We start from the raw sequence: 19,304 nt of genomic DNA, 5'->3' as shown, positions 1-19,304 counted from the left end.
GTTAGATGCTTTCTTTTGTGCGTATTTTTCACTATCTGTTTGTTACTTGTTTCATAAGTGGTCTTATTTCTTTAACGGGTGGTTTTTTATCATAGGCATCAACGTAAGAGAAATAGTAATTTAAGTTTCTGAGAAGTCCTTTTCCTATTTTAGCGCTTAAGAATGGAAATACTTGTCCAGTATAATCGTCGAGGGATTTACAGTAGTATTTTTCATCTAAATATATACTGTATTTACATGTTAGTTCTACTAACGAGTTACCTTCATCATCAATTACTTCCTTAGAATCAATAATGTCTATTAATGCGAATTTTTCATTTAGATAAACTTTCTTTTTTTTCTCGTGTTTATTTGTAAGAATAAATACGAGACCAATTGCGTTAATCAAACTGTTTCCTCCTATAAAAAACGGATATAAATAAAATATATCGATATACGTTAAATGTAAAGAGGAGAGATGAAATATCATTGATAGAAAGTTTTATAAGCCGATTTGTTTTTTCAAATCGGCTTATTGTTATTGAAACACTTGTGGGAATTGTTTTACGATTGCGTTTGTTATCATGTCGGCCATTTCTAATGCTTCCTTTTCAATTTTATCGTATAGTTTTACGCTTGCTTCAAAATCTTTATTTAGGAAGGCAACTGCTTCCGCTTTTGTTAAGGCTAAATGTTTATAAAACATTTTTCGGAATGCTTCTTTTTCTATATACGGGTTGATACTAGTAAGAAACGCCACAATTTCATCACCGTTAGCGTACCATTTCTTCTCTATAGCGGCAGTGGCATTTTGGTCACCAGCTTTTGCGGCTTTAACAAGATCCGCTGCAATTACTAAGTGGTCTTTAATTAATGCACTATATTTTTTTACAGCATCCTCACCATAGAATGGTTCAAGTGATAGTCCCATATGTGTTGCGTTTTGAAGAAGCCGCCCAACTGTAACGTTAACGTCTGGTAAATTAAAGACAATACTTATAATAGCTAATCTCGTCCAAGCAACATGTTGTTCCCATAAAGAACGCATATAACCTTTTAAAAAGTTCTCGTTTTTACTAATTCGGTAATTACGTACAGATGTATCAAAGTGTACATAAGGGTTATGATAGGGGGAGTAATACGATTGCCAATAAGAATACATAAACGGTAACACTCCTTTGAACATGTATAACTCAAAGTATGTTGGGAATTTATTTTTAGTTACGTGTCCTAGATTAATTTCAAAAATTGATGTGGAAGATGATGAAGAATTTCATTGTGGTATATATGAATAAAATGAATATAAAGTAAAAGAGGCTCTGCAAGGGAAGTTGCAGAGCCACAAAGGGTATTGCCGAGATGTCGGACTCGACTACGTAATATTATCATAAAATTCTTTTAAAAAAACCTGGTAAATGTGTCCAAATCAAAGTGGGTCTTTAATAAAGTCAAAGGGATCCGCTTCCCGCAGCAGATCCCATTAACTAGATAATGTTGATGAGCAAAAAACTCATCTGGAGTACTTTTATTGTAACAAGTGAAATTTGTTTTATGTATTGAGAAAAAAAGAATTCCTTCAATAAATGTTTAGAACTTATATTTTACTTCTAGTTATTATCATCATTTGTTGTGAGTGGAGTATGGTTATAAAATGGAGAAAAGACTTGCAAGCATTTATAAGTGTACTGAAATATATAATATTCAAAAAAAAGACCTGCTGATATAGGCAGGTCAACTTAAGGGATTTATAAAAGCAGAATATTTCATATGATAACAGCTGTATTGTAGTAAGTCTATAAGGTTTATATTGAGAAAATATTTGTGAATGATATATTTCATACACGTATTAACGTTTAAAAAGTTGAGAAAGAAAATGAAAAAGCTTTTTATAAGAAAATAATGGCTGGTATTTATAATACGATTCATATTTCCACGCATCATGATTCGAGAATTGTAGTTGGTTCGGTACTGTTTTCTGTTTGATGGAACTAATATTCTGCTGTTTCATATAGTAACCTCCTGAATTCATATGTATAAGATTAGTAGTATTCAAGAAAGAGTAATAAAATGTATATTTATTTTGTAATTCGTTTTATATGTGCTTTATTTATGTTTTAAAATTTATAAACATAAATCACCATTAAAACACCGTTACTAACCAACCTTTAAAACGTAGAGAAGCGTAAAATAATGAAAAAGCAAGCTGTTAGTCGTGTATTCATCACTTTCAAGACGCTTAAGTAATGATATAATAGGAATAGATGAAAGATATAGAAAAGCAGGTGACTCTTTTTTGTTTACAAAAGCACAAGAACTTTTAGCGTCTTATTTCGGTTATTCGTCATTCCGAAGAGGACAAGATGAAACAATTAAAAATGTATTAGATGGGAAAGATACAGTTTGTATTATGCCTACGGGCGGTGGTAAGTCAATTTGTTATCAAATTCCCGCATTAGTATTCGAAGGAACGACATTAGTTATTTCACCTTTGATTTCACTTATGAAAGACCAAGTAGATACATTAGTACAAAACGGTATTTCAGCTACTTATATTAATAGTTCTATTTCTATTACAGAAGCAAATCAACGAATTCAATTAGCGAAACAAGGTCATTATAAGTTACTTTATGTGGCGCCTGAGCGTCTTGATTCAATGGAGTTTGTTGACCAACTTATCGATATGAAAATCCCGATGATTGCAATTGATGAGGCGCACTGTATTTCGCAGTGGGGACATGATTTCCGTCCAAGTTATTTACATATACATCGCATATTAGATTATCTTCCAGAAAAGCCGCTCGTATTAGCATTAACTGCTACGGCAACACCACAAGTTCGTGAAGATATTTGCAACACGCTTGGAATTAATCAAGAAAATACGATTATGACAACGTTTGAGCGCGAGAACTTATCATTTTCTGTTATTAAAGGACAAGATCGTCATGCATATTTAGCGGATTATATTCGTCAAAATCAAAAAGAATCTGGGATTATATATGCAGCTACTAGAAAAGTAGTTGATCAATTGTATGAGGATTTAATGAAGGCGGGCGTTTCGGTATCAAAATACCATGCTGGTATGAGTGATACCGATCGAAATGAGCAGCAAGAACTCTTTTTACGTGATGAAGTGAGTGTAATGGTAGCGACATCTGCATTTGGGATGGGGATTGATAAATCGAATATTCGTTACGTAATCCATTATCAACTGCCAAAAAATATGGAAAGTTATTACCAAGAAGCAGGACGTGCAGGACGTGACGGATTAGATAGTGCATGTATATTGTTATATTCTTCTCAGGATGTGCAAGTACAGCGCTTTTTAATTGATCAATCGACTGGAGAATCTCGTTTTTCAAATGAACTTGAAAAGCTGCAAAATATGACTGACTACTGTCATACAGAACAATGTTTACAATCATTTATTTTGCAATACTTTGGAGAAGAGCCGAAGGAAGATTGTGGACGCTGCGGTAATTGTACGGACGACCGCGAAAGTATCGATGTGACGAGAGAATCACAAATGGTTCTATCTTGCATGATTAGAACGAACCAACGATTTGGTAAACAAATGATTGCACAAGTTTTAACTGGATCTAAAAATAAGAAAGTTATTGAATTTAATTTTCATACGTTACCAACATACGGATTACTATCAAATCGTAGCGTAAAAGAAGTTAGTGAATTTATTGAGTTTCTAATTTCCGATGAATTAATTGCCGTTGAACATGGTACGTATCCGACATTAAAAGTAACGGAAAAAGGGAAAGAAGTGTTACTTGGTAAAGTGAATGTTTTACGTAAAGAACGAGTAGAGACGAGACAAATTGTTCAAGATCATCCTTTATTTGAAGTACTTCGTGAAGTACGTAAAGAAATTGCGCAAGGAGAAGGTGTACCTCCATTCGTTATTTTCTCTGACCAAACATTGAAAGATATGTGCGCGAAAATGCCGCAAAGTGAATCTGAACTTTTAACTGTAAAAGGGATTGGCGAACATAAACTTGTGAAGTATGGTTCTCACTTCTTACAAGCAGTTCAGCACTTTATAGAGGAAAACCCAAACTATGCTGAAACAGTTAAAACAGAAGTGGTGACAGAGCCGAAAAAATCAGGGAAAGCTTCAGCAAATTCTCATTTAGAAACGTATGAAATGTACAAGCAAGGCATTGATCTAGATGTAATTGCGAAAGAACGTGGCTTATCAAGGCAAACGATTGAAAATCATTTAATTCGTTGTTTTGAAGATGGAATGGAAGTAGACTGGAACAGTTTTGTTCCTGCAGAATATGAATCACTGATTGAAACTGCCGTGCAAAATGCAGAGGGTGGTCTGAAATCGATTAAGGACCAACTTCCAAATGAAGTGAGTTACTTTATGATTCGTGCTTATTTACAAATTAGAAAATAGAGACATATAAAGGGGATAGGGATATATGCATCACGTTTTCGTGTATGGCACGTTAAGAAAAGAGCAAGCGAATACTCATTTTATGCAAGGTGCAATATGCATCACAGACGAAGCATGGATGTATGGTAAATTATTTGATACAAACGAGGGGTATCCGGCAATGATTTGTTCAAATGAGGACAAAGTATACGGAGAAGTTTATGAAGTAAATGAGGTTGTTCTGCAAAAATTAGATGAACTTGAAGAATATACAGGTAATGCAGAAAGTGATTTATATGACCGAATCACCGAAACGATTTATTTAGGCGATAGAGAAATACATGCATTTGTGTATGTCGCTCAAGATAAAGAAATGCTAAAGAAAGTTATCATTTCTGGTGATTGGGTGAAGTATCAACAAGGGAAATAATAGCAGCCATAGAGCAGATAGTGGAATCATCCATTATCTGTTTTTTTATTTTAGTACTTTAAAAATTCTTATTATTTAGATAAAATGTAAATATAGGGGAATTAAAGGAGGATTTTTCATGGGTATCAGAAATTTAGTTTCTCACCTGTAGCAGAAAAATAATATACAGGAGGAGAATATTAATGAACGAATTAGATGTGAGAGAATTTTACGAAAAACAATTCAAACTATCCAATTACGATATTAATACAGAAAGCTGGTTAGAACAGGTTGCGAAAGAAGTTCAAGAACAAATTGGCCATTCATTTCAGTCGATGTTAGAACTAGGAGCAGGAAATGGCGGATTTGCAAGGGCAATGTCTAAGTTACAAGTGAAAATGACTACAGTTGAGCTCGTACCAGAGTTAGTTATGTTTGCAAAAGAGTATTCTACTAATGATATTGTTATTCATTGCGCTGATTTTTATAAAATTAATTTTGAAGAAAAATTTGATGTTGTTAGTTATTTAGATGGATTTGGTGTAGGAACAGATGATGAACAATTGATTCTATTAAAACGGATTAAAAATTGGATGAAGGATGATGGATATGCACTAATTGATATTTATCAACCATTGTATTGGAAAAAGGTAAGCGGACAAGAAATGTCCTTAAGTTCAGCTATGCGAAAATACGAATATGATAGAATAAATGAAAGAATGTTAGATCATTGGTGGCATCCTAATTCTCCAAATGATGTAGTAACTCAGTCTTTACGTTGTTATACGTTAGACGAGATTAGCAATCTATGTACTGAAGCTGGTTTAAGTATTGTAGGAATCTTTCCAGGTGGCGCATATGATTTTGAAAAATGGAAATATAGAGAGTTAGCAACTTTAAATGAATGTTTGGCGTATCGAATTAAAGTAAAGAAGAGTAGGGATTAATCTCTACTCTTTTTTAATTTAGAAAATTCTCACTAAAACTATTGACTTTATAAATGGATTTTTAATACAATTATATTTCGACTGAAAAATTAGAACGGACAGGAGGGAATCATCAAATGAACAACATTTTTGAAGAAGAGTTACAAAGGATGAAAGATACATTACGTACGATGGATGATCAATTAGAACAGCTCGAAAACATTCCGGTTTATTATGGAGATGATTTTAAAGAACAAATTCTAGAAAGTATGAGAGAATCTAATAGGCAAAATTTACGTATCGGTGTACAAGAACCGTACTTTGGAAGATTAGATTTTCAAGAGGACGGCAAGGAAGATGTTATGCCGATCTACATCGGTAAAGTAGGTGTTTCACATAAAGACACTATGAAACCAATTGTAATAGATTGGCGGGCACCTGTTGCAAGTATGTTTTATTCATTTACCGGCGGTGATGAATTAGCGTTTTATCAATCACCAGACGGATTAGTAGAAGGTGATGTACATTTAAAGCGAAACATCTCTATTCGAAAAAGAGAACTAGAACGTGTTGTTGATACATATGTAAAAGGAAATGAAGATGTCTCACATGCCGATGATTTTCTTCTATATAGATTAGGTGAGAATAAAGATAATAAACTAAAGGATATTGTTTCGACAATACAATCGGAGCAAAATGATATTATTCGTGCGGAAAGAAACTTACCACTACTTATTCAAGGGGTTGCAGGGAGCGGAAAAACAACAATCGCTTTACATCGCCTTGCTTTTTTAATTTATGAATATCGTGAACAATTAGAAGCAGAGAGAATGATTGTATTCGCACCGAATAGTCTGTTTTTAGACTATATCTCGAGTGTGCTTCCGGAATTAGGTGTAGGGAATATTAGTCAAACAACATTCGCAGATTGGGCATTACGTACGTTAGATGATTCGGTGAAACTAAAGCAAACAGAAGAGAAGTTGAAAGAAGCATTTTCTATTAATCGTGATGAAGAAAAGGTTATGCTCGGTAAATTGAAAGGCACGCTGGAATTTAAGTCCTTTATTGAAGAGAGGATGGTTCAATTTGAAAAAGAATTAATACCAACAAGTGATTTTGAGGCATGGGACAAAGCTATTATTCCAGTAGAAGACATAAAAAAATGGATGCAAGTGGAATATAAACACTATCCATTAAAGAAAAGAAGAGAAAGATTAGTCGGCAGAATGAAGCGCTGGATTGAAATTGAACTGAAAAAGTATGGAGAAACAAACGAGAAGAAATTACTAAAAAAAGAAGCGACAAAGAGATTGAACACATATATGAAGTTTTGGCCGAAAATGAGTGCACTTTCACTATATAGTTCAATATTGAAAAGTAAAGAAATACTCGAAGTATTACCTGAAGAACTTGTGAAAGAAACTGAAAAGAGTTGTCGTAAAAAAGAAATGTATGTAGAAGATTTACCAGCTTTAATTTACATACATCACCGCATAACAGGTATTGAAATCGGACAGAAATTCCATCACGTCGTTATTGATGAAGCGCAAGATTTCTCGCCATTCCAAGTGTATGTATTAAAAGAAATTACACTAGGTAATTCTTTCACTATATTAGGTGATTTATCTCAAGCAATTTATGATTATCAAGGGATTGAAGATTGGAGTGCTTTTAAGGAAGTATTTCAAGAAACAGGTTATTATGAATTAACGAGAAGTTATCGTTCTACAAAAGAAATTATAGAATTTGCGAACGAAATAATTAAAAATGCACAGATTCCAGTTGGACTCGCAACACCAGTTTTTCGTAGTGGTGAAGAGGTTAAAGTAATCCATGTAGAGGATCAATTTAATGAGATTATGAAGACGTTAAAACATCTACAAAATGAAGATGTGAAAACAATTGCGGTAATAGGAAGAACAGACGATGAATGCCGCGATATATATGAGAAATTAACAAATGCAGGATTAGCTGTAAACGTCATTGAAGCAGATCAAAGTAAATATGAAGGCGGTATTTCAGTAGTACCTGTATACTTGGCGAAAGGGCTAGAATTTGATGCCGTACTATTAATGGACGTTGATGAAGAACATTATAAAAATACAAAACACGATGCGAAGTTATTGTATGTCGGATGTACAAGATCGCTTCATGATTTATGGATTTTCCATAGCGGAGAAGCATCGCCTTTAATTAAAGGATTAAAATAAATATGAAAAACAAGAGGATTTTCTAGTAACAAAAAGAAGAACCTCTTGTTTTTCTATATAAAGACATGGAGAGAAACTAACTATGATTACAAAGGTAATAACAAAAAGAAATTGGGAAATTGCAAAGATAAATAGAGAAATTAATGAGACTTCATTAAAAGAAGAGGGATTTATTCATTGTTCATTTTTAAAACAAGCTTTAGAAGTTGCTGAAAAACATTTTAATCATGAAGAAGATGTTTTATTACTAACAATTGATCCATCCTTAATAAAAGCAGAAACAAAATATGAACTTGCTTCTAACGGTCAAGAATATCCGCATGTATATGGAGTAATTCATATTGAATCAGTTGTAAATGTTACCCCATTTATTAAAGAAAAAGGAGAGTTTATATTACAAGAGGTACAAAATTAAAATTGTTATAAGCATTTAAATTAGCCAGAAAAGCACAAAATATATAGTTTGTGCTTTTTATTTTCTATTTTTTGTAAATGCTTATTGTTTTTATCACATTAATACTGTACGATACATAGTATAAAACACATACTGTATGACATATAGTAATGAAAATGAGGTGAGTGAATGGATGCTTTATTAAATTCGTTAATTACTGAACTAAGAAGAGGTACATTAACATTAGCGGTTTTAAGCCAGTTAAGAACACCGCAGTATGGGTATTCACTTGTCCAATTATTGGAACAATCAGGGATTACAATCGATCAAAGTACTTTATATCCACTACTTCGCCGATTAGAAAAGCAGGAGCTAGTAACGAGTAGTTGGGATAAAACGGAGAGTAGACCTCGTAAGTATTACGTTTTAAGTGAATACGGATTAGAGATATTTTTGCAGTTGAAAAAGGAATGGACAAAGGATTCGAAAGAGCTTTATAACCTATTAAAGGAGGAGGACAAAAATGAATTTGATTGATATTTATGTAGAAGAAGTAGCGAAGAGATTACCTGAAAAAAATCGTGAAGATATTATTCTTGAATTACGGTCAACAATCGAGGATATGTTACCTGATGATTATAGTGAAAACGACGAAAAAAGAGTTCTTGAAAAATTGGGAAGTCCCGTTTCATTGGCTAATGGATATTTGGATAGACCGATGCATTTAATTGGACCACGTTATTTTGATGTATATACGACGCTATTAAAAATGATTATACCAATTGCAGCTGTTATCGCACTCATTGCAATGGTTGCAGAAAATTTTGTAGGATATAATGGTGAGCAAGCGGTATTAAACGTTATTTTAAATTTGATAGGTAAAGGAATTGGGGAAATTATCGAAGTAGGCCTCCATGTGTTTTTCTGGTTGACACTTGTATTTGCAATTTTAGAAAGAACAGATAAAGACAAAGGTACCCAACCGTTGACGACAAGTTTAAAAAAATGGACGCCTGATGATTTAAAAAATATTTCTTATGTTCCAAAGAAAAAGTCGATTTCAAAGTTCGAAGTATTTGGAGGGTTAATGTGGACGGCAATATGGGCAACACTTTATTTTTATGCGAATCATCTTGTAGGTGTATATCATGGTACAGAAAACGGACTGAAGTTTGTCACGCCTACTTTTAATCAGGATGTGTTACTTCAGTATTGGCCAATCGCTGTAATTATGATTGTTTTTGAAATAGCTATATCTCTTTATAAGTTTGTACAGGGACAATGGACGAAAAAGTTGGCAATTGGGAATGCTTTTCTTCAAATAGCTGGAACAATAGTATTCATTGTAATTGTAGTAAATCCGCATTTGTTTAACGAAGGATTTATTACGTTTGTGGCAAATGTGTTTACTATTTCTCCAGAGGAATTTAAAACGTGGTTAATAGGTGGAGGTATTATCATTTACATTTTGTCTGCTGCGTTAAATATATTTGATGGTTTCCGAAAAGCTCGTATTCGTATATAGGAGTGAAATTAGAGGAAAGGAAGAAAGTGATGATAAGGGAAGCAAGGAAACAAGATGTAACATACATTTTAGATATTTATAATGATGCTATATTGTATACAACGGCCGTATATACGTATAAACCTGTAACCCTTGAAAATAGAATAGACTGGTATGAACAAAAAAAGGCTGAAAGTTATCCGATTTTAGTATACGAATTAGATAATAAAGTAGTAGGGTTTGCGACATTCGGGCCGTTTAGAGCTTGGTCTGCCTATAAATATTCAATTGAGCATTCTGTTTATGTTCATAAGGAATATAGAAAAAATGGGATAGGAACTTCTTTAATGAAAGCATTGATCACAGTTGCAAAAGAAAGGGAATATATGACCTTAATTGCTGGAATTGATGCAGAAAATAAGAAAAGCATTTGCCTTACATGAAAACTATGGATTTGTTCATGCGGGGACAATTAAAAAGGCTGGTTATAAGTTTAATAGGTGGTTAGATTTAGCTTTTTATCAATTGGAGCTTAATGGTCCTAAAAAACCTACGGAAGAGTAAATGTTTGCGTTATGCGAATGATGTATTTTAGCAAGATAGCATGGGGAAATTTCATGCTATCTTTTTTATTGTATGCATAAATATCATGAAACAAAAAAGGTTTTTAATATTCTATATCGAATTTTGAGAAGATGATAAAACAATATAAAAAGAGGTATGAATATGCAAACGATTATAGAAAAAATGAAAGAAATGCAATCTGGTCAACTTGGAGTGATTGTGTACTCAACAAAATATGATAATATAATTGCCTCCTATAATAATGAGCTGTATGTTCCTTTAGCATCAGCAGCAAAATTGGCAATTGGATTTGCAGTAGCAAACATGATAAAAGAGAAACAAATTAGTTGGAATGATATACTTCACCAAATTAAATTTAATCCGAAAGGAGATAGCGCACAATTATATCCACACTTGCAAGGGAGAGATACATTAACACTTAGTAAAGCTGTTGAAGTGATGATAGCGTGTCATGATAGTTATATTGCACAGTCAATTGTAATGCACTGCGGAGGATGGGGTTTTATTAGAAAGTATGTTTCAACGTATTTTTCCAAGATACACGTCCAAGAAAACCCTATAGATGAACAGAATGTTGGAGAGTTAAATCAAGTACATTCACTTTTAGTACATATTTTTAAATGTTATAAAAGTAATCCAGAATTATGGGAACCAATAATAAAAGGAATGGTAAGGCAGCAAGGAGAATATGAGGGGATACCGTATTATCATATAGCCCATATGACAGGTGGATTGCCCACAGCAATAATAAATATTGGTATCATGGGAAAGTTCCAGGAATTTCCGCTTCTTTATGTTATTGGAGGGAAAGATTTGCCTAATCGATTTGATAATAACGAAGTCGATGAAACCGTTATATCGGCTTTGAAATGCATATACAAAAAATATAATGATGGCATGTTAGGGGTGAGAGATTGAAAAGAAACTTGAAGACTTCAACAATCATCATATTAATTTTAACAATTATTGCTTTGGAAGTTGGAATCGCGATTTACGATCATACTCTGTCATTAGATACGATTTACTTTGCAGCAATCCTTATTTGTATTGTATTGCTTTTTGGCACACGTGTTTCTGAAGAGAAAGAAAGTACATCGAAAGAGAGTCGAAGAAAAACAGCTCTTATATTTTGGCCATCTATTTTATTGTCTATCGCTTGCTTTGCCGTTATTAGTTATATAAGAATAGGTTATGTCTCTGTACCAGGGATAATTGGTTTTTCATGCTTTGTTACTTATGGTGGATTCGTGTTTATTAGTATTTTAAAAAGGAAAAGTAAAAATTAAAGGTAGCTTATTAAGTTGAAAGGAAGAAATATATGAAACATATAAAAAGTGGTACTCGAACTGAAGGAGAATACATAAAAAATAAAGTAATTCAATATAACATGTCAATTTTAAAAGATGAAGCAAAACAGCCGATGGAGCAAGTAAGTTTCGTAGTAAAAGATGAGGATGGAAAAATATTTGGTGGGGTAACAGGAACGATGTATTTTTATCATCTTCATATAGATTTTTTATGGGTTGATGAAACAGTTCGTCATGATGGTTATGGCAGTCAACTGTTACATAAAATCGAAGACATCGCGAAGGAAAAAGGGTGTAGATTAATATTATTAGATTCATTTAGTTTTCAAGCGCCAGATTTTTATAAAAAGCACGGCTACCAAGAATATGGTGTTGTTGAAGATCATCCTAAAGGACATAGTCAACACTTTTTAGAAAAGAGGTTATAGGAATAGTATTCGTGCCCTAGAAGAAAAGTGGATTTTAAAAGCATCACCAATATGGTGATGCTTTTTTTCTTTTGTTTATAGCAACTACTTAATCTGATGCAATTATGGAAACAAATAGTACAATTCGTATTACTATGATTTTCTTTTTTATTTGAAATGAGTTACTGTCTTTGTAGAGGACACTTGTAGTATAGGTTTTTCTAACAAATGCTGTTGAATTTTTAAGAGCAGAAAAGCAATAAGACGAGCTCTGAATATAATACTAATAAAGGAGGTGTTAAGCAATGGGTTACATTGTAGATATTTCAAAATGGAACGGTAACATTAACTGGGATGTAGCCGCTCCACAACTAGATTTCGTAATCGCTAGGGTACAAGATGGATCAAATTATGTAGATCCTTTATATAAAAATTATGTCCAAGCAATGAAAACTAGAAATATTCCATTTGGTAACTATGGATTTTGTCGCTTTATTTCAATTGCTGATGCGAAGAAGGAAGCGCAAGATTTTTGGAATCGCGGTGATAAGAGTGCTACAGTTTGGGCTGCTGACGTAGAAGTGAAAACAATGGATGATATGAGAGCTGGTACACAAGCTTTTATCGATGAGTTACGCCGACTAGGTGCTAAGAAAATTGGCTTATATGTTGGGCATCATGTATATGAGCCTTTCGGTATGGCGAACGTAAAAAGTGATTTTTTATGGATTCCTAGGTATGGCGGTAACAAGCCGGCATATCCTTGTGACATTTGGCAATACACTGAGACAGGTAATGTACCAGGTATCGGTAAATGTGATTTAAACCAATTGATAGGAAATAAGCCCCTTTCTTGGTTTACTGAATCGGTACCAAAACAAGAAAACATACAAGCACAAGTTTCTAAACAAAATATTATCCAATCGGGTGCTTTTTCACCATATGAGGCTCCTGAAGCTATGAAGGCTTTAACATCGGTAAAAATGACTGCGACCTTCATTTTACAATCAGATGGCTTAACGTATTTTATTTCGGATCCAACTAGCGATGCGCAATTAAACGGTATGAAAGGTTGGCTTGATAGGAAGGGTTGGTGGTACGAAGTTAAATAATAAAAAATAACTAGCTACTATTTGTGCAAAAAAAAGAGCCATCCTTTTGGAGGGCTCTTTTTTTCTATTCAAATAGCCTATTCATTAAATCTTGGATTTCACGTCTTCTTTTATCTGTTTCGTTCTTATCAATTGTATACTTATCATTCTCGATTATAAGTACATCACCTTCTTTTGCAGTGGAAGGGATTTTTGATTTAGGTACATCAATTGTTACGTTATTCACCTCAATAACTGCTAGTTCGCCTTCAAAACGGTCAATAATACCTCTTTTCATAATTACCTCTCCGTTCTTACAGAAATATTTGAACCATCACTATTAATAACTACAGTGCCATTTATATCTGTTCTATATACTTTAACAGACATTGAATTTAACTTTGTTAAAGTTTCCTGCGTAGGATGGCCATAGCGGTTACCTGCACCTGCACTAATTACAGCGATATTTGGTTTCACTGCATCTAAAAATGGCTGAGAAGAAGAAGTCTTACTTCCGTGATGACCTGGTTTTAATACATCTGATTTTAGGTTAGAACCATGTGTTGCAACCATATCTTTCTCACTTTTAGATTCAGCATCACCTGTGAATAAGAAGGATTTGCTACCGTGTGTTACTTTTAATACAGCACTCCACTCATTTAGATCGTTACCATATTCTTTAACGGGGGCTAAAAATTGTGAGTTTAAACCGTTGATTGGTAAAGTTACACCAGATTTCGCTTCTTTAATTGTTAATCCTTTGTTTGCTACTGCAGTTAGGAAGTCTTTAAACGTTTGTGTCGTATGACTTACTTTAGGGGCGTAAACGTTTTTTACATTCATAGAATATAGGACTTCATCTAATCCACCTACATGATCAGCATCAGGATGCGTAGCAATCATATAATCAATAGTTTGGAATCCTAATCCTTTTAAATAATTTGCTACTACTTTACCTTTTCCATTGTTACCAGCGTCAATAAGGATAGTTTCTCCACTTGGGGATTTAATAAAAGTAGCATCACCTTGTCCGACATCAATATAATGAACCTCTAAGTTACCTTTAGGCTTAGGGAGAGCTGGACGGAAATTTGGTTCTAAAACACGAGCCAAGAATGCAGCGAATTGCTCACGAGTTACTTTTACATCTGGACCAAATGTACCATCAGGAAATCCAGCAGTGATATTATTTTGGGCTAAAATTTTGACATAATTGTAACCCCAATGTGTAGATGGAACATCAGGAAAATTGACGTCGGCACCTGTAGGTTTCAAATCAAAAGTTTTAACAAGAACTACTGCCATTTCTGCACGAGACAATGAGCGATCCGGGAAATAGTTTTTTTCACGTTGTACAATGTTGTTGTGTGCTAGCTTATGTACAGAATCGTAATAATAGATACCTTTAGTTACATCTGAAAAAATATGATTATAACTAGATGGCTTTTCTAATTTTAACGATAAATCTAGCATTAAGGCCATTTGTCCACGAGTTACATTATCGCTTGGCTTAAAATAACCTTCTGGGGTACCATTAATAATACCTTTATCCGATAAATAGTTAATTTCTTTAATCGCCCAATGATTAGATTGGACATCTGGGAAAGCTTTAGCACTTGTAAAATTAGGGATGAATAACGATAAGATTATGACAAATGCTGTTAGTAATAAACTAAACTTTTTCAAAAAATCGCCTCACTTTATGTATTTTTCACCTAATTAACTTTACCAGTTCTTGAAAGAAATTCAAGCTTTAATAGTTAAATAGTATATGAGAAATGCTTTTGGTATTATATTCACTGGTTTTCTTTTATTCTATATATTTAATATAAGGAATGTGAAAAGGAGAGTAACGATTGCAATTGTAAAATCGATATTATAAATTAATCTTATGTAGGTTTTCATAACAAGCTGGATTCTATAGTTTTATATTGAAGGAAGTAAGACAAAATAAATATAATGAGCAAATTGTAATGCATCGTAATCAAATCGTGAAAGAATAAGAGGTGCCAATAAGAATGAATGCAACTAGAACATATTGTTTATCAAAAAGAAAAGCGACAGAAGATTCTCCAGATGGTTGGAATGCAACATGTATGAGGCTAAATAATAAAATATTTGCGATAGTAAACCATGAAGTAGGAGAAAAAGCTGCGATTACATTAAAATGTGATCCAGAACTTGCACTAAGAGTAAGAGAAGAGTATCCAGAAGCAATCATTCCAGGGTATCATATGAATAAAAAACATTGGAATACAGTGTATATACATAAAGATGTAGAGCAGGAGCAAATTAATAATATGATTGATTGGTCATATGATTTAGTTTTACAATCATTTTCAAAGAAAAAGCAGCAAGAGTTATTAGATTAGTATGTATAAGGGGTGGATGTATTGAAAGACACGATCAAAGGTACATATGATAAATTAGCGAGTACATATAAAGAAAATTTAGATGTGGCAAATCCATATAACAGTTATTACGAAAGACCAGCGATGATGGAGATGATTCCAAAGAAGTTAGAAGGGAAGAGTATACTAGATGCTGGATGTGCAGCTGGATGGTATACTTCTCAATTTGTAGAAAGAGGAGCAAACGTTACTGCAATTGACGTAAGTTCTGAAATGGTAAAAGCTGCAAAGGAAAGTATGGGTGGTAAAGCAACGTTTCTTTGTCATGACCTGCAAGAAGTATTACCATTTGAAGATAATACATTTGATATTATTGTAAGTTCGTTAACGCTTCATTACTTGAAAAATTGGAATATAGTATTTCAGGAGTTTCGCCGAGTATTGAAGCCTGGTGGAGAATTTATATACTCCATTCATCATCCTTTTATGGATTTCACAAAGTTTACTAGTGAAAATTATTTCGAAAAACAATTATTAGTCGATACTTGGGTTAAACCAAATATTACAATAGAAGTTAGCTTTTTTAGAAGGTCACTTCAAGACATAATTAATGAAACAACAAATTATTTCGTGTTAGAAAAAATGGTGGAACCGAGACCAGTTGAAAAGATGAGAGAAGTAAACGAAAAATCATATCATTACCTAAATACAAATCCACATTTTCTTATTATGAAAGCCATTAATAAATAGGTAGTAAAATAATTATATTTTACTACCTATTTACAATTTTAAATTACATATTAGGAGATCTTGAGATGAAAACGAAACGAAATAGACTATTATATGCACTGTTTACTATCGTTGTAATTATTTTAGGTCTTAGCTCGAGAAAGTTAGCTTTTGCGTTACCTCAGCTATTAAATGACTACTTAGGCGATGCTTTATGGGCATTGATGATTTTTACTGGATTCGGATTTTTATTTCCTAAAATAAAAACGAAGAAATTGGCTTTTATTAGTTTGCTATTTTGCTACGTGATTGAAGTGAGCCAATTGTATCATGCTGAATGGATAGATAGTATTCGTGCAACGACTTTAGGTGGACTCGTATTAGGTTACGGATTTTTGTGGAGTGATATAGTTGCTTATACAATTGGTGTTGGGATTGGAATGTTTTGTGAGTTTATGTTAAGGAAGAAATAAAAGATGTAAAAAGGGGTATTTATGAAAAAAATAATATTAATAGGTTCTGGTGGTTCAGGAAAATCTACATTAGCAAAGCAATTAGGAAATAAATTAAATATTAAAGTACATCATCTTGATGCGTTATTTTGGAAACCAAATTGGGAGGGTGTACCGAAAGAGGAGCAAAGAAAGGTCCAAAATGAATTAGTTAAAGAAGATGACTGGATCATTGATGGGAATTATGGCGGGACAATGGACATAAGAATTAACGCAGCTGATACAATTATCTTTCTTGATATTCATAGAACAATATGTGTTTATCGTGCCTTTAAAAGGATTGTACAATATCGGAATAAAACAAGACCGGATATGGGGGCTGGATGTGAGGAAAGATTTGACTTGCAATTTTTTAAATGGATATGGCAATATCCTAAAACGAAACGGCCTTCAATTTTAAAGAAGCTAAATCAATTGAGTAAAGATAAAGAAGTTATTATTTTAAAATCCTCAAATGAAGTAAGACTATTTTTAGAGAAGTACGATACCATAAATAGTTAGATTATAAAAAGAAGTAATATGGGGGGATAGGATTGAATAGATTCATTGGCTCCGTTGATTCTAATATGGTGAAAATTCCAGAAGGAAAAGTAGTATTAAGAGATGATCGAATTAAAAAAGAATGGCAAGTCCAAGTTAAACCATTTCTTCTAGCAAAGTACGTTGTAACGATGGAATTATATGATGCGATTGCGAATCATAAACCAAATTTATTCAAAGATAAAAATAAACCAGTTGTAAATATCTCATGGAATGATGCTATTATATTTTGTAATTTACTTTCAAAAAAAGCAGGATTAAAAGAATATTATTCTATTAGTGATGATGGTCTAATTGTTAGTTGTCATTTAGATTCTATTGGCTACCGATTACCTGTTGAAGCAGAGTGGCAATATGCATGTAAAGCGGGAACTACTGGATACATATATGGAGATCTGAAAGAGATTGCTTGGTATAATGAAAATTCAGATGGACGTATTCATGAAATCGGTAAAAAAAAGCCGAATGCATGGGGTTTGTATGATATGTTAGGAAACGTTTGGGAATGGTGCTATGATTTGTATGATGAAGAGGTATATGGATCATACCGAATTTTTCGAGGCGGTAGCTGGGCTGAAGCAGCTAGAGGTTGCGGTGCGACTTGTCGCCGGCGTAGTCATCCTACATTTCATATAGATGATCTTGGATTTAGGCTTGCAAGGTCAATTTAATAAAAGCATGGTATATAACAAAGTGTTTGGAGAGTATCTTTATTCTTAACATAACAAACAAGATTTGACGTAAGGAGTGTTCATAGTGGCACGTGTTTTATTCATTAATACTGGATCAGAAGGACATATAAATCCAACATTGCAAGTTGTAGAAGAATTAGTTTCACGCGGGGAAGAGGTAGTTTATTTTTCAATAGAATCTTTTAGAGAGCGCATTGAAAAGACAGGTGCTACCGTACGAACAATTGAAGAACAAAAGTTTATAAAAGCTTTTCTTTCTGGTGGTCGAAATTATTTATCAGAGAGAATAAATGGTCTTTTATATACGGCAGATGTTATTATACCAAATGTTCTTGAACAAATTGAAGGCGAACATTTTGATTACATCATTCACGATTCGATGTTTGGATGTGGCCATATAATTGCTCAAATTCTAAAGCTTCCGGCAATAAATTCTTGTACATCTTTTGCACAGGATGAAAAAGCATTTGAACAAATGTTAGCCCACTTGTCTAAAAATATCCCAGTGGAAGATCAAGATAGGATACATAATGATTTTGAAAGCTTAACTAAGGGAATTGCGAAAAAATACGGTGTTAAAATAAACTCGCCGTATGAAGTTTTCTGTAATCCAGCGCCACTTACTATTGTGTATACAATAAAGGAGTTCCAACCTTTTGGAGATATGTTTGATGAAACATTTACATTTGTAGGTCCATCTATCTCTACACAAGTGAAAAATGAAGAGTTTGATTTTACTGCAATTGAAGAAAAAAGCCTGATTTACATTTCATTAGGTACTGTTTTTAATGAATCGCTTGATTTTTATAAACTATGTATGAAGGCGTTTGAGAATAGTGATTATACTATTGTGATGTCTATTGGCAATAAAACGAAAATAAGTGATTTAGGTAAAATTCCTAAAAACTTCATTGTGAAAAATTATGTACCACAAACAAAACTACTTACATATACAAAGCTATTTATTACACATGGTGGGATGAACAGTACACATGAAGGATTATATAACGGGATTCCACTCATTGTAATTCCGCAAAGTGCAGATCAGCCAGTTATCGCAAAGCAAGTGGAGAATCTTGGAGCTGGGGTTAAGTTGTCAATGAAGGAACTAACTGAAGAACAACTACGTGAAAGTGTAGAACTCATATTAAATAATCCTTCATTTATAGAAGCTGCTTTGAATTTGAAGGAGTCTTTCCAGAAGTCTGGTGGCTATAAGCAGGCTGTAGATATTATTTTTACATTTATAGATCGCTAATAAGTATAAAATTACAC

The 19,304-nt window shown here is 33.3% G+C and carries 22 protein-coding genes and 1 pseudogene; 18 read left to right on the top strand and 5 right to left on the bottom strand.

What is annotated here, in order from left to right; translation table 11 throughout:
• Window positions 1–31: 31 nt before the first annotated feature.
• The 3 genes from K5S59_RS01370 to K5S59_RS01360 all read right to left on the bottom strand — a co-directional run bounded on the left by K5S59_RS01370 (window position 32) and on the right by K5S59_RS01360 (window position 1,987).
• On the bottom strand, window positions 32–388 hold the full coding sequence (locus tag K5S59_RS01370) for a hypothetical protein (protein ID WP_000606238.1): 357 nt from the start codon (window positions 386–388) through the stop codon (window positions 32–34).
• 129 nt (window positions 389–517) lie between these two features.
• Window positions 518–1,141, bottom strand: coding sequence for an acetylglutamate kinase (locus K5S59_RS01365; RefSeq protein WP_120450319.1), 624 nt, complete (start codon window positions 1,139–1,141; stop codon window positions 518–520).
• A 684-nt stretch (window positions 1,142–1,825) separates the two neighbouring features.
• A complete protein-coding gene (locus K5S59_RS01360; RefSeq protein WP_000813317.1) occupies window positions 1,826–1,987 on the bottom strand; it encodes a hypothetical protein in 162 nt (53 codons plus the stop codon).
• A gap of 285 nt (window positions 1,988–2,272) precedes the next feature.
• Between K5S59_RS01360 and recQ the strand changes: the two genes are divergently transcribed.
• The 12 genes and pseudogenes from recQ (at window position 2,273) to K5S59_RS01300 (ending at window position 13,226) form a co-directional block, all read left to right on the top strand.
• Complete coding sequence (recQ, locus tag K5S59_RS01355; RefSeq protein WP_098259121.1) at window positions 2,273–4,390, top strand: DNA helicase RecQ; 2,118 nt, start codon at window positions 2,273–2,275, stop codon at window positions 4,388–4,390.
• A 25-nt stretch (window positions 4,391–4,415) separates the two neighbouring features.
• Window positions 4,416–4,799 (top strand): gamma-glutamylcyclotransferase family protein, encoded by a 384-nt coding sequence (locus K5S59_RS01350; RefSeq protein ID WP_000546559.1) that lies wholly within the window; start codon window positions 4,416–4,418, stop codon window positions 4,797–4,799.
• A gap of 182 nt (window positions 4,800–4,981) precedes the next feature.
• Window positions 4,982–5,725 carry a class I SAM-dependent methyltransferase gene (locus K5S59_RS01345; protein ID WP_120450317.1) on the top strand — a complete coding sequence of 248 codons (744 nt, stop codon included), beginning with the start codon at window positions 4,982–4,984 and terminating at the stop codon, window positions 5,723–5,725.
• A 116-nt stretch (window positions 5,726–5,841) separates the two neighbouring features.
• On the top strand, window positions 5,842–7,917 hold the full coding sequence (locus tag K5S59_RS01340; RefSeq protein ID WP_120450315.1) for a HelD family protein: 2,076 nt from the start codon (window positions 5,842–5,844) through the stop codon (window positions 7,915–7,917).
• A gap of 82 nt (window positions 7,918–7,999) precedes the next feature.
• On the top strand, window positions 8,000–8,332 hold the full coding sequence (locus K5S59_RS01335) for a DUF952 domain-containing protein (protein WP_000629064.1): 333 nt from the start codon (window positions 8,000–8,002) through the stop codon (window positions 8,330–8,332).
• Between the two features lie 168 nt (window positions 8,333–8,500).
• Entirely contained in the window at window positions 8,501–8,848 is a 348-nt protein-coding gene (locus K5S59_RS01330) for a PadR family transcriptional regulator (protein ID WP_000339354.1), read from the top strand.
• Complete coding sequence (locus K5S59_RS01325) at window positions 8,835–9,836, top strand: HAAS signaling domain-containing protein (RefSeq protein WP_098872681.1); 1,002 nt, start codon at window positions 8,835–8,837, stop codon at window positions 9,834–9,836. The genes K5S59_RS01330 and K5S59_RS01325 overlap by 14 nt, the downstream gene beginning before the upstream one ends.
• Window positions 9,837–9,865: 29 nt before the next feature.
• Window positions 9,866–10,379, top strand: a pseudogene (locus K5S59_RS01320) (GNAT family N-acetyltransferase).
• Window positions 10,380–10,541: 162 nt separating this feature from the next.
• The gene (locus tag K5S59_RS01315; RefSeq protein WP_120450314.1) at window positions 10,542–11,318 is read left to right on the top strand and encodes a serine hydrolase; all 777 of its coding nucleotides are present in this window, start codon (window positions 10,542–10,544) and stop codon (window positions 11,316–11,318) included.
• Window positions 11,315–11,686, top strand: coding sequence for a hypothetical protein (locus K5S59_RS01310; RefSeq protein ID WP_000827986.1), 372 nt, complete (start codon window positions 11,315–11,317; stop codon window positions 11,684–11,686). Before K5S59_RS01315 ends, K5S59_RS01310 begins: the two co-directional genes overlap by 4 nt.
• A 32-nt stretch (window positions 11,687–11,718) precedes the next feature.
• Complete coding sequence (locus tag K5S59_RS01305) at window positions 11,719–12,135, top strand: GNAT family N-acetyltransferase (RefSeq protein ID WP_000680542.1); 417 nt, start codon at window positions 11,719–11,721, stop codon at window positions 12,133–12,135.
• A 284-nt stretch (window positions 12,136–12,419) separates the two neighbouring features.
• Window positions 12,420–13,226: a GH25 family lysozyme gene (locus K5S59_RS01300; RefSeq protein WP_000540639.1), complete on the top strand. Its 807-nt coding sequence runs from the start codon at window positions 12,420–12,422 to the stop codon at window positions 13,224–13,226.
• A 64-nt stretch (window positions 13,227–13,290) separates the two neighbouring features.
• On the opposite strand, the gene K5S59_RS01295 is transcribed toward K5S59_RS01300, so the two are convergent.
• Together K5S59_RS01295 and K5S59_RS01290 are read right to left on the bottom strand one after the other, a co-directional pair.
• Window positions 13,291–13,503 (bottom strand): DUF3006 domain-containing protein, encoded by a 213-nt coding sequence (locus K5S59_RS01295; RefSeq protein ID WP_000820163.1) that lies wholly within the window; start codon window positions 13,501–13,503, stop codon window positions 13,291–13,293.
• A 2-nt stretch (window positions 13,504–13,505) separates the two neighbouring features.
• Window positions 13,506–14,891: an S-layer homology domain-containing protein gene (locus K5S59_RS01290; RefSeq protein ID WP_000714649.1), complete on the bottom strand. Its 1,386-nt coding sequence runs from the start codon at window positions 14,889–14,891 to the stop codon at window positions 13,506–13,508.
• A 332-nt stretch (window positions 14,892–15,223) separates the two neighbouring features.
• Between K5S59_RS01290 and K5S59_RS01285 the strand changes: the two genes are divergently transcribed.
• The 6 genes from K5S59_RS01285 to K5S59_RS01260 all read left to right on the top strand — a co-directional run bounded on the left by K5S59_RS01285 (window position 15,224) and on the right by K5S59_RS01260 (window position 19,287).
• On the top strand, window positions 15,224–15,577 hold the full coding sequence (locus K5S59_RS01285) for an MmcQ/YjbR family DNA-binding protein (RefSeq protein WP_000994648.1): 354 nt from the start codon (window positions 15,224–15,226) through the stop codon (window positions 15,575–15,577).
• Between the two features lie 21 nt (window positions 15,578–15,598).
• Window positions 15,599–16,306: a class I SAM-dependent methyltransferase gene (locus tag K5S59_RS01280; protein WP_000655494.1), complete on the top strand. Its 708-nt coding sequence runs from the start codon at window positions 15,599–15,601 to the stop codon at window positions 16,304–16,306.
• A gap of 65 nt (window positions 16,307–16,371) precedes the next feature.
• Window positions 16,372–16,758, top strand: a complete 387-nt coding sequence (locus K5S59_RS01275) for a ribosomal maturation YjgA family protein (RefSeq protein ID WP_000851055.1) — start codon at window positions 16,372–16,374, stop codon at window positions 16,756–16,758.
• Between the two features lie 21 nt (window positions 16,759–16,779).
• Window positions 16,780–17,298: a DNA topology modulation protein gene (locus tag K5S59_RS01270; RefSeq protein ID WP_000720538.1), complete on the top strand. Its 519-nt coding sequence runs from the start codon at window positions 16,780–16,782 to the stop codon at window positions 17,296–17,298.
• Between the two features lie 32 nt (window positions 17,299–17,330).
• On the top strand, window positions 17,331–18,008 hold the full coding sequence (locus K5S59_RS01265) for a formylglycine-generating enzyme family protein (protein ID WP_120450312.1): 678 nt from the start codon (window positions 17,331–17,333) through the stop codon (window positions 18,006–18,008).
• 85 nt (window positions 18,009–18,093) lie between these two features.
• Complete coding sequence (locus K5S59_RS01260; RefSeq protein WP_000124914.1) at window positions 18,094–19,287, top strand: macrolide family glycosyltransferase; 1,194 nt, start codon at window positions 18,094–18,096, stop codon at window positions 19,285–19,287.
• Window positions 19,288–19,304: the final 17 nt, after the last annotated feature.

The sequence above is a fragment of the Bacillus sp. BML-BC051 genome (genome assembly GCF_019656175.1).
GTDB classification, from domain to species: domain Bacteria; phylum Bacillota; class Bacilli; order Bacillales; family Bacillaceae_G; genus Bacillus_A; species Bacillus_A mobilis.
This window is presented reverse-complemented; position numbering and strand designations above follow the sequence as displayed.

Excerpts from the sequence above, each read along its gene's own strand:
- K5S59_RS01365 (WP_120450319.1), bottom strand. The coding sequence starts at position 1,141 with ATGTATTCTTATTGGCAATCGTATTACTCCCCCTATCATAACCCTTAT.
- K5S59_RS01360 (WP_000813317.1), bottom strand. The coding sequence starts at position 1,987 with ATGAAACAGCAGAATATTAGTTCCATCAAACAGAAAACAGTACCGAAC.
- K5S59_RS01350 (WP_000546559.1), top strand. The coding sequence starts at position 4,416 with ATGCATCACGTTTTCGTGTATGGCACGTTAAGAAAAGAGCAAGCGAAT.
- K5S59_RS01345 (WP_120450317.1), top strand. The coding sequence starts at position 4,982 with ATGAACGAATTAGATGTGAGAGAATTTTACGAAAAACAATTCAAACTA.
- K5S59_RS01340 (WP_120450315.1), top strand. The coding sequence starts at position 5,842 with ATGAACAACATTTTTGAAGAAGAGTTACAAAGGATGAAAGATACATTA.
- K5S59_RS01335 (WP_000629064.1), top strand. The coding sequence starts at position 8,000 with ATGATTACAAAGGTAATAACAAAAAGAAATTGGGAAATTGCAAAGATA.
- K5S59_RS01330 (WP_000339354.1), top strand. The coding sequence starts at position 8,501 with ATGGATGCTTTATTAAATTCGTTAATTACTGAACTAAGAAGAGGTACA.
- K5S59_RS01325 (WP_098872681.1), top strand. The coding sequence starts at position 8,835 with ATGAATTTGATTGATATTTATGTAGAAGAAGTAGCGAAGAGATTACCT.
- K5S59_RS01315 (WP_120450314.1), top strand. The coding sequence starts at position 10,542 with ATGCAAACGATTATAGAAAAAATGAAAGAAATGCAATCTGGTCAACTT.
- K5S59_RS01305 (WP_000680542.1), top strand. The coding sequence starts at position 11,719 with ATGAAACATATAAAAAGTGGTACTCGAACTGAAGGAGAATACATAAAA.
- K5S59_RS01300 (WP_000540639.1), top strand. The coding sequence starts at position 12,420 with ATGGGTTACATTGTAGATATTTCAAAATGGAACGGTAACATTAACTGG.
- K5S59_RS01295 (WP_000820163.1), bottom strand. The coding sequence starts at position 13,503 with ATGAAAAGAGGTATTATTGACCGTTTTGAAGGCGAACTAGCAGTTATT.
- K5S59_RS01285 (WP_000994648.1), top strand. The coding sequence starts at position 15,224 with ATGAATGCAACTAGAACATATTGTTTATCAAAAAGAAAAGCGACAGAA.
- K5S59_RS01275 (WP_000851055.1), top strand. The coding sequence starts at position 16,372 with ATGAAAACGAAACGAAATAGACTATTATATGCACTGTTTACTATCGTT.
- K5S59_RS01270 (WP_000720538.1), top strand. The coding sequence starts at position 16,780 with ATGAAAAAAATAATATTAATAGGTTCTGGTGGTTCAGGAAAATCTACA.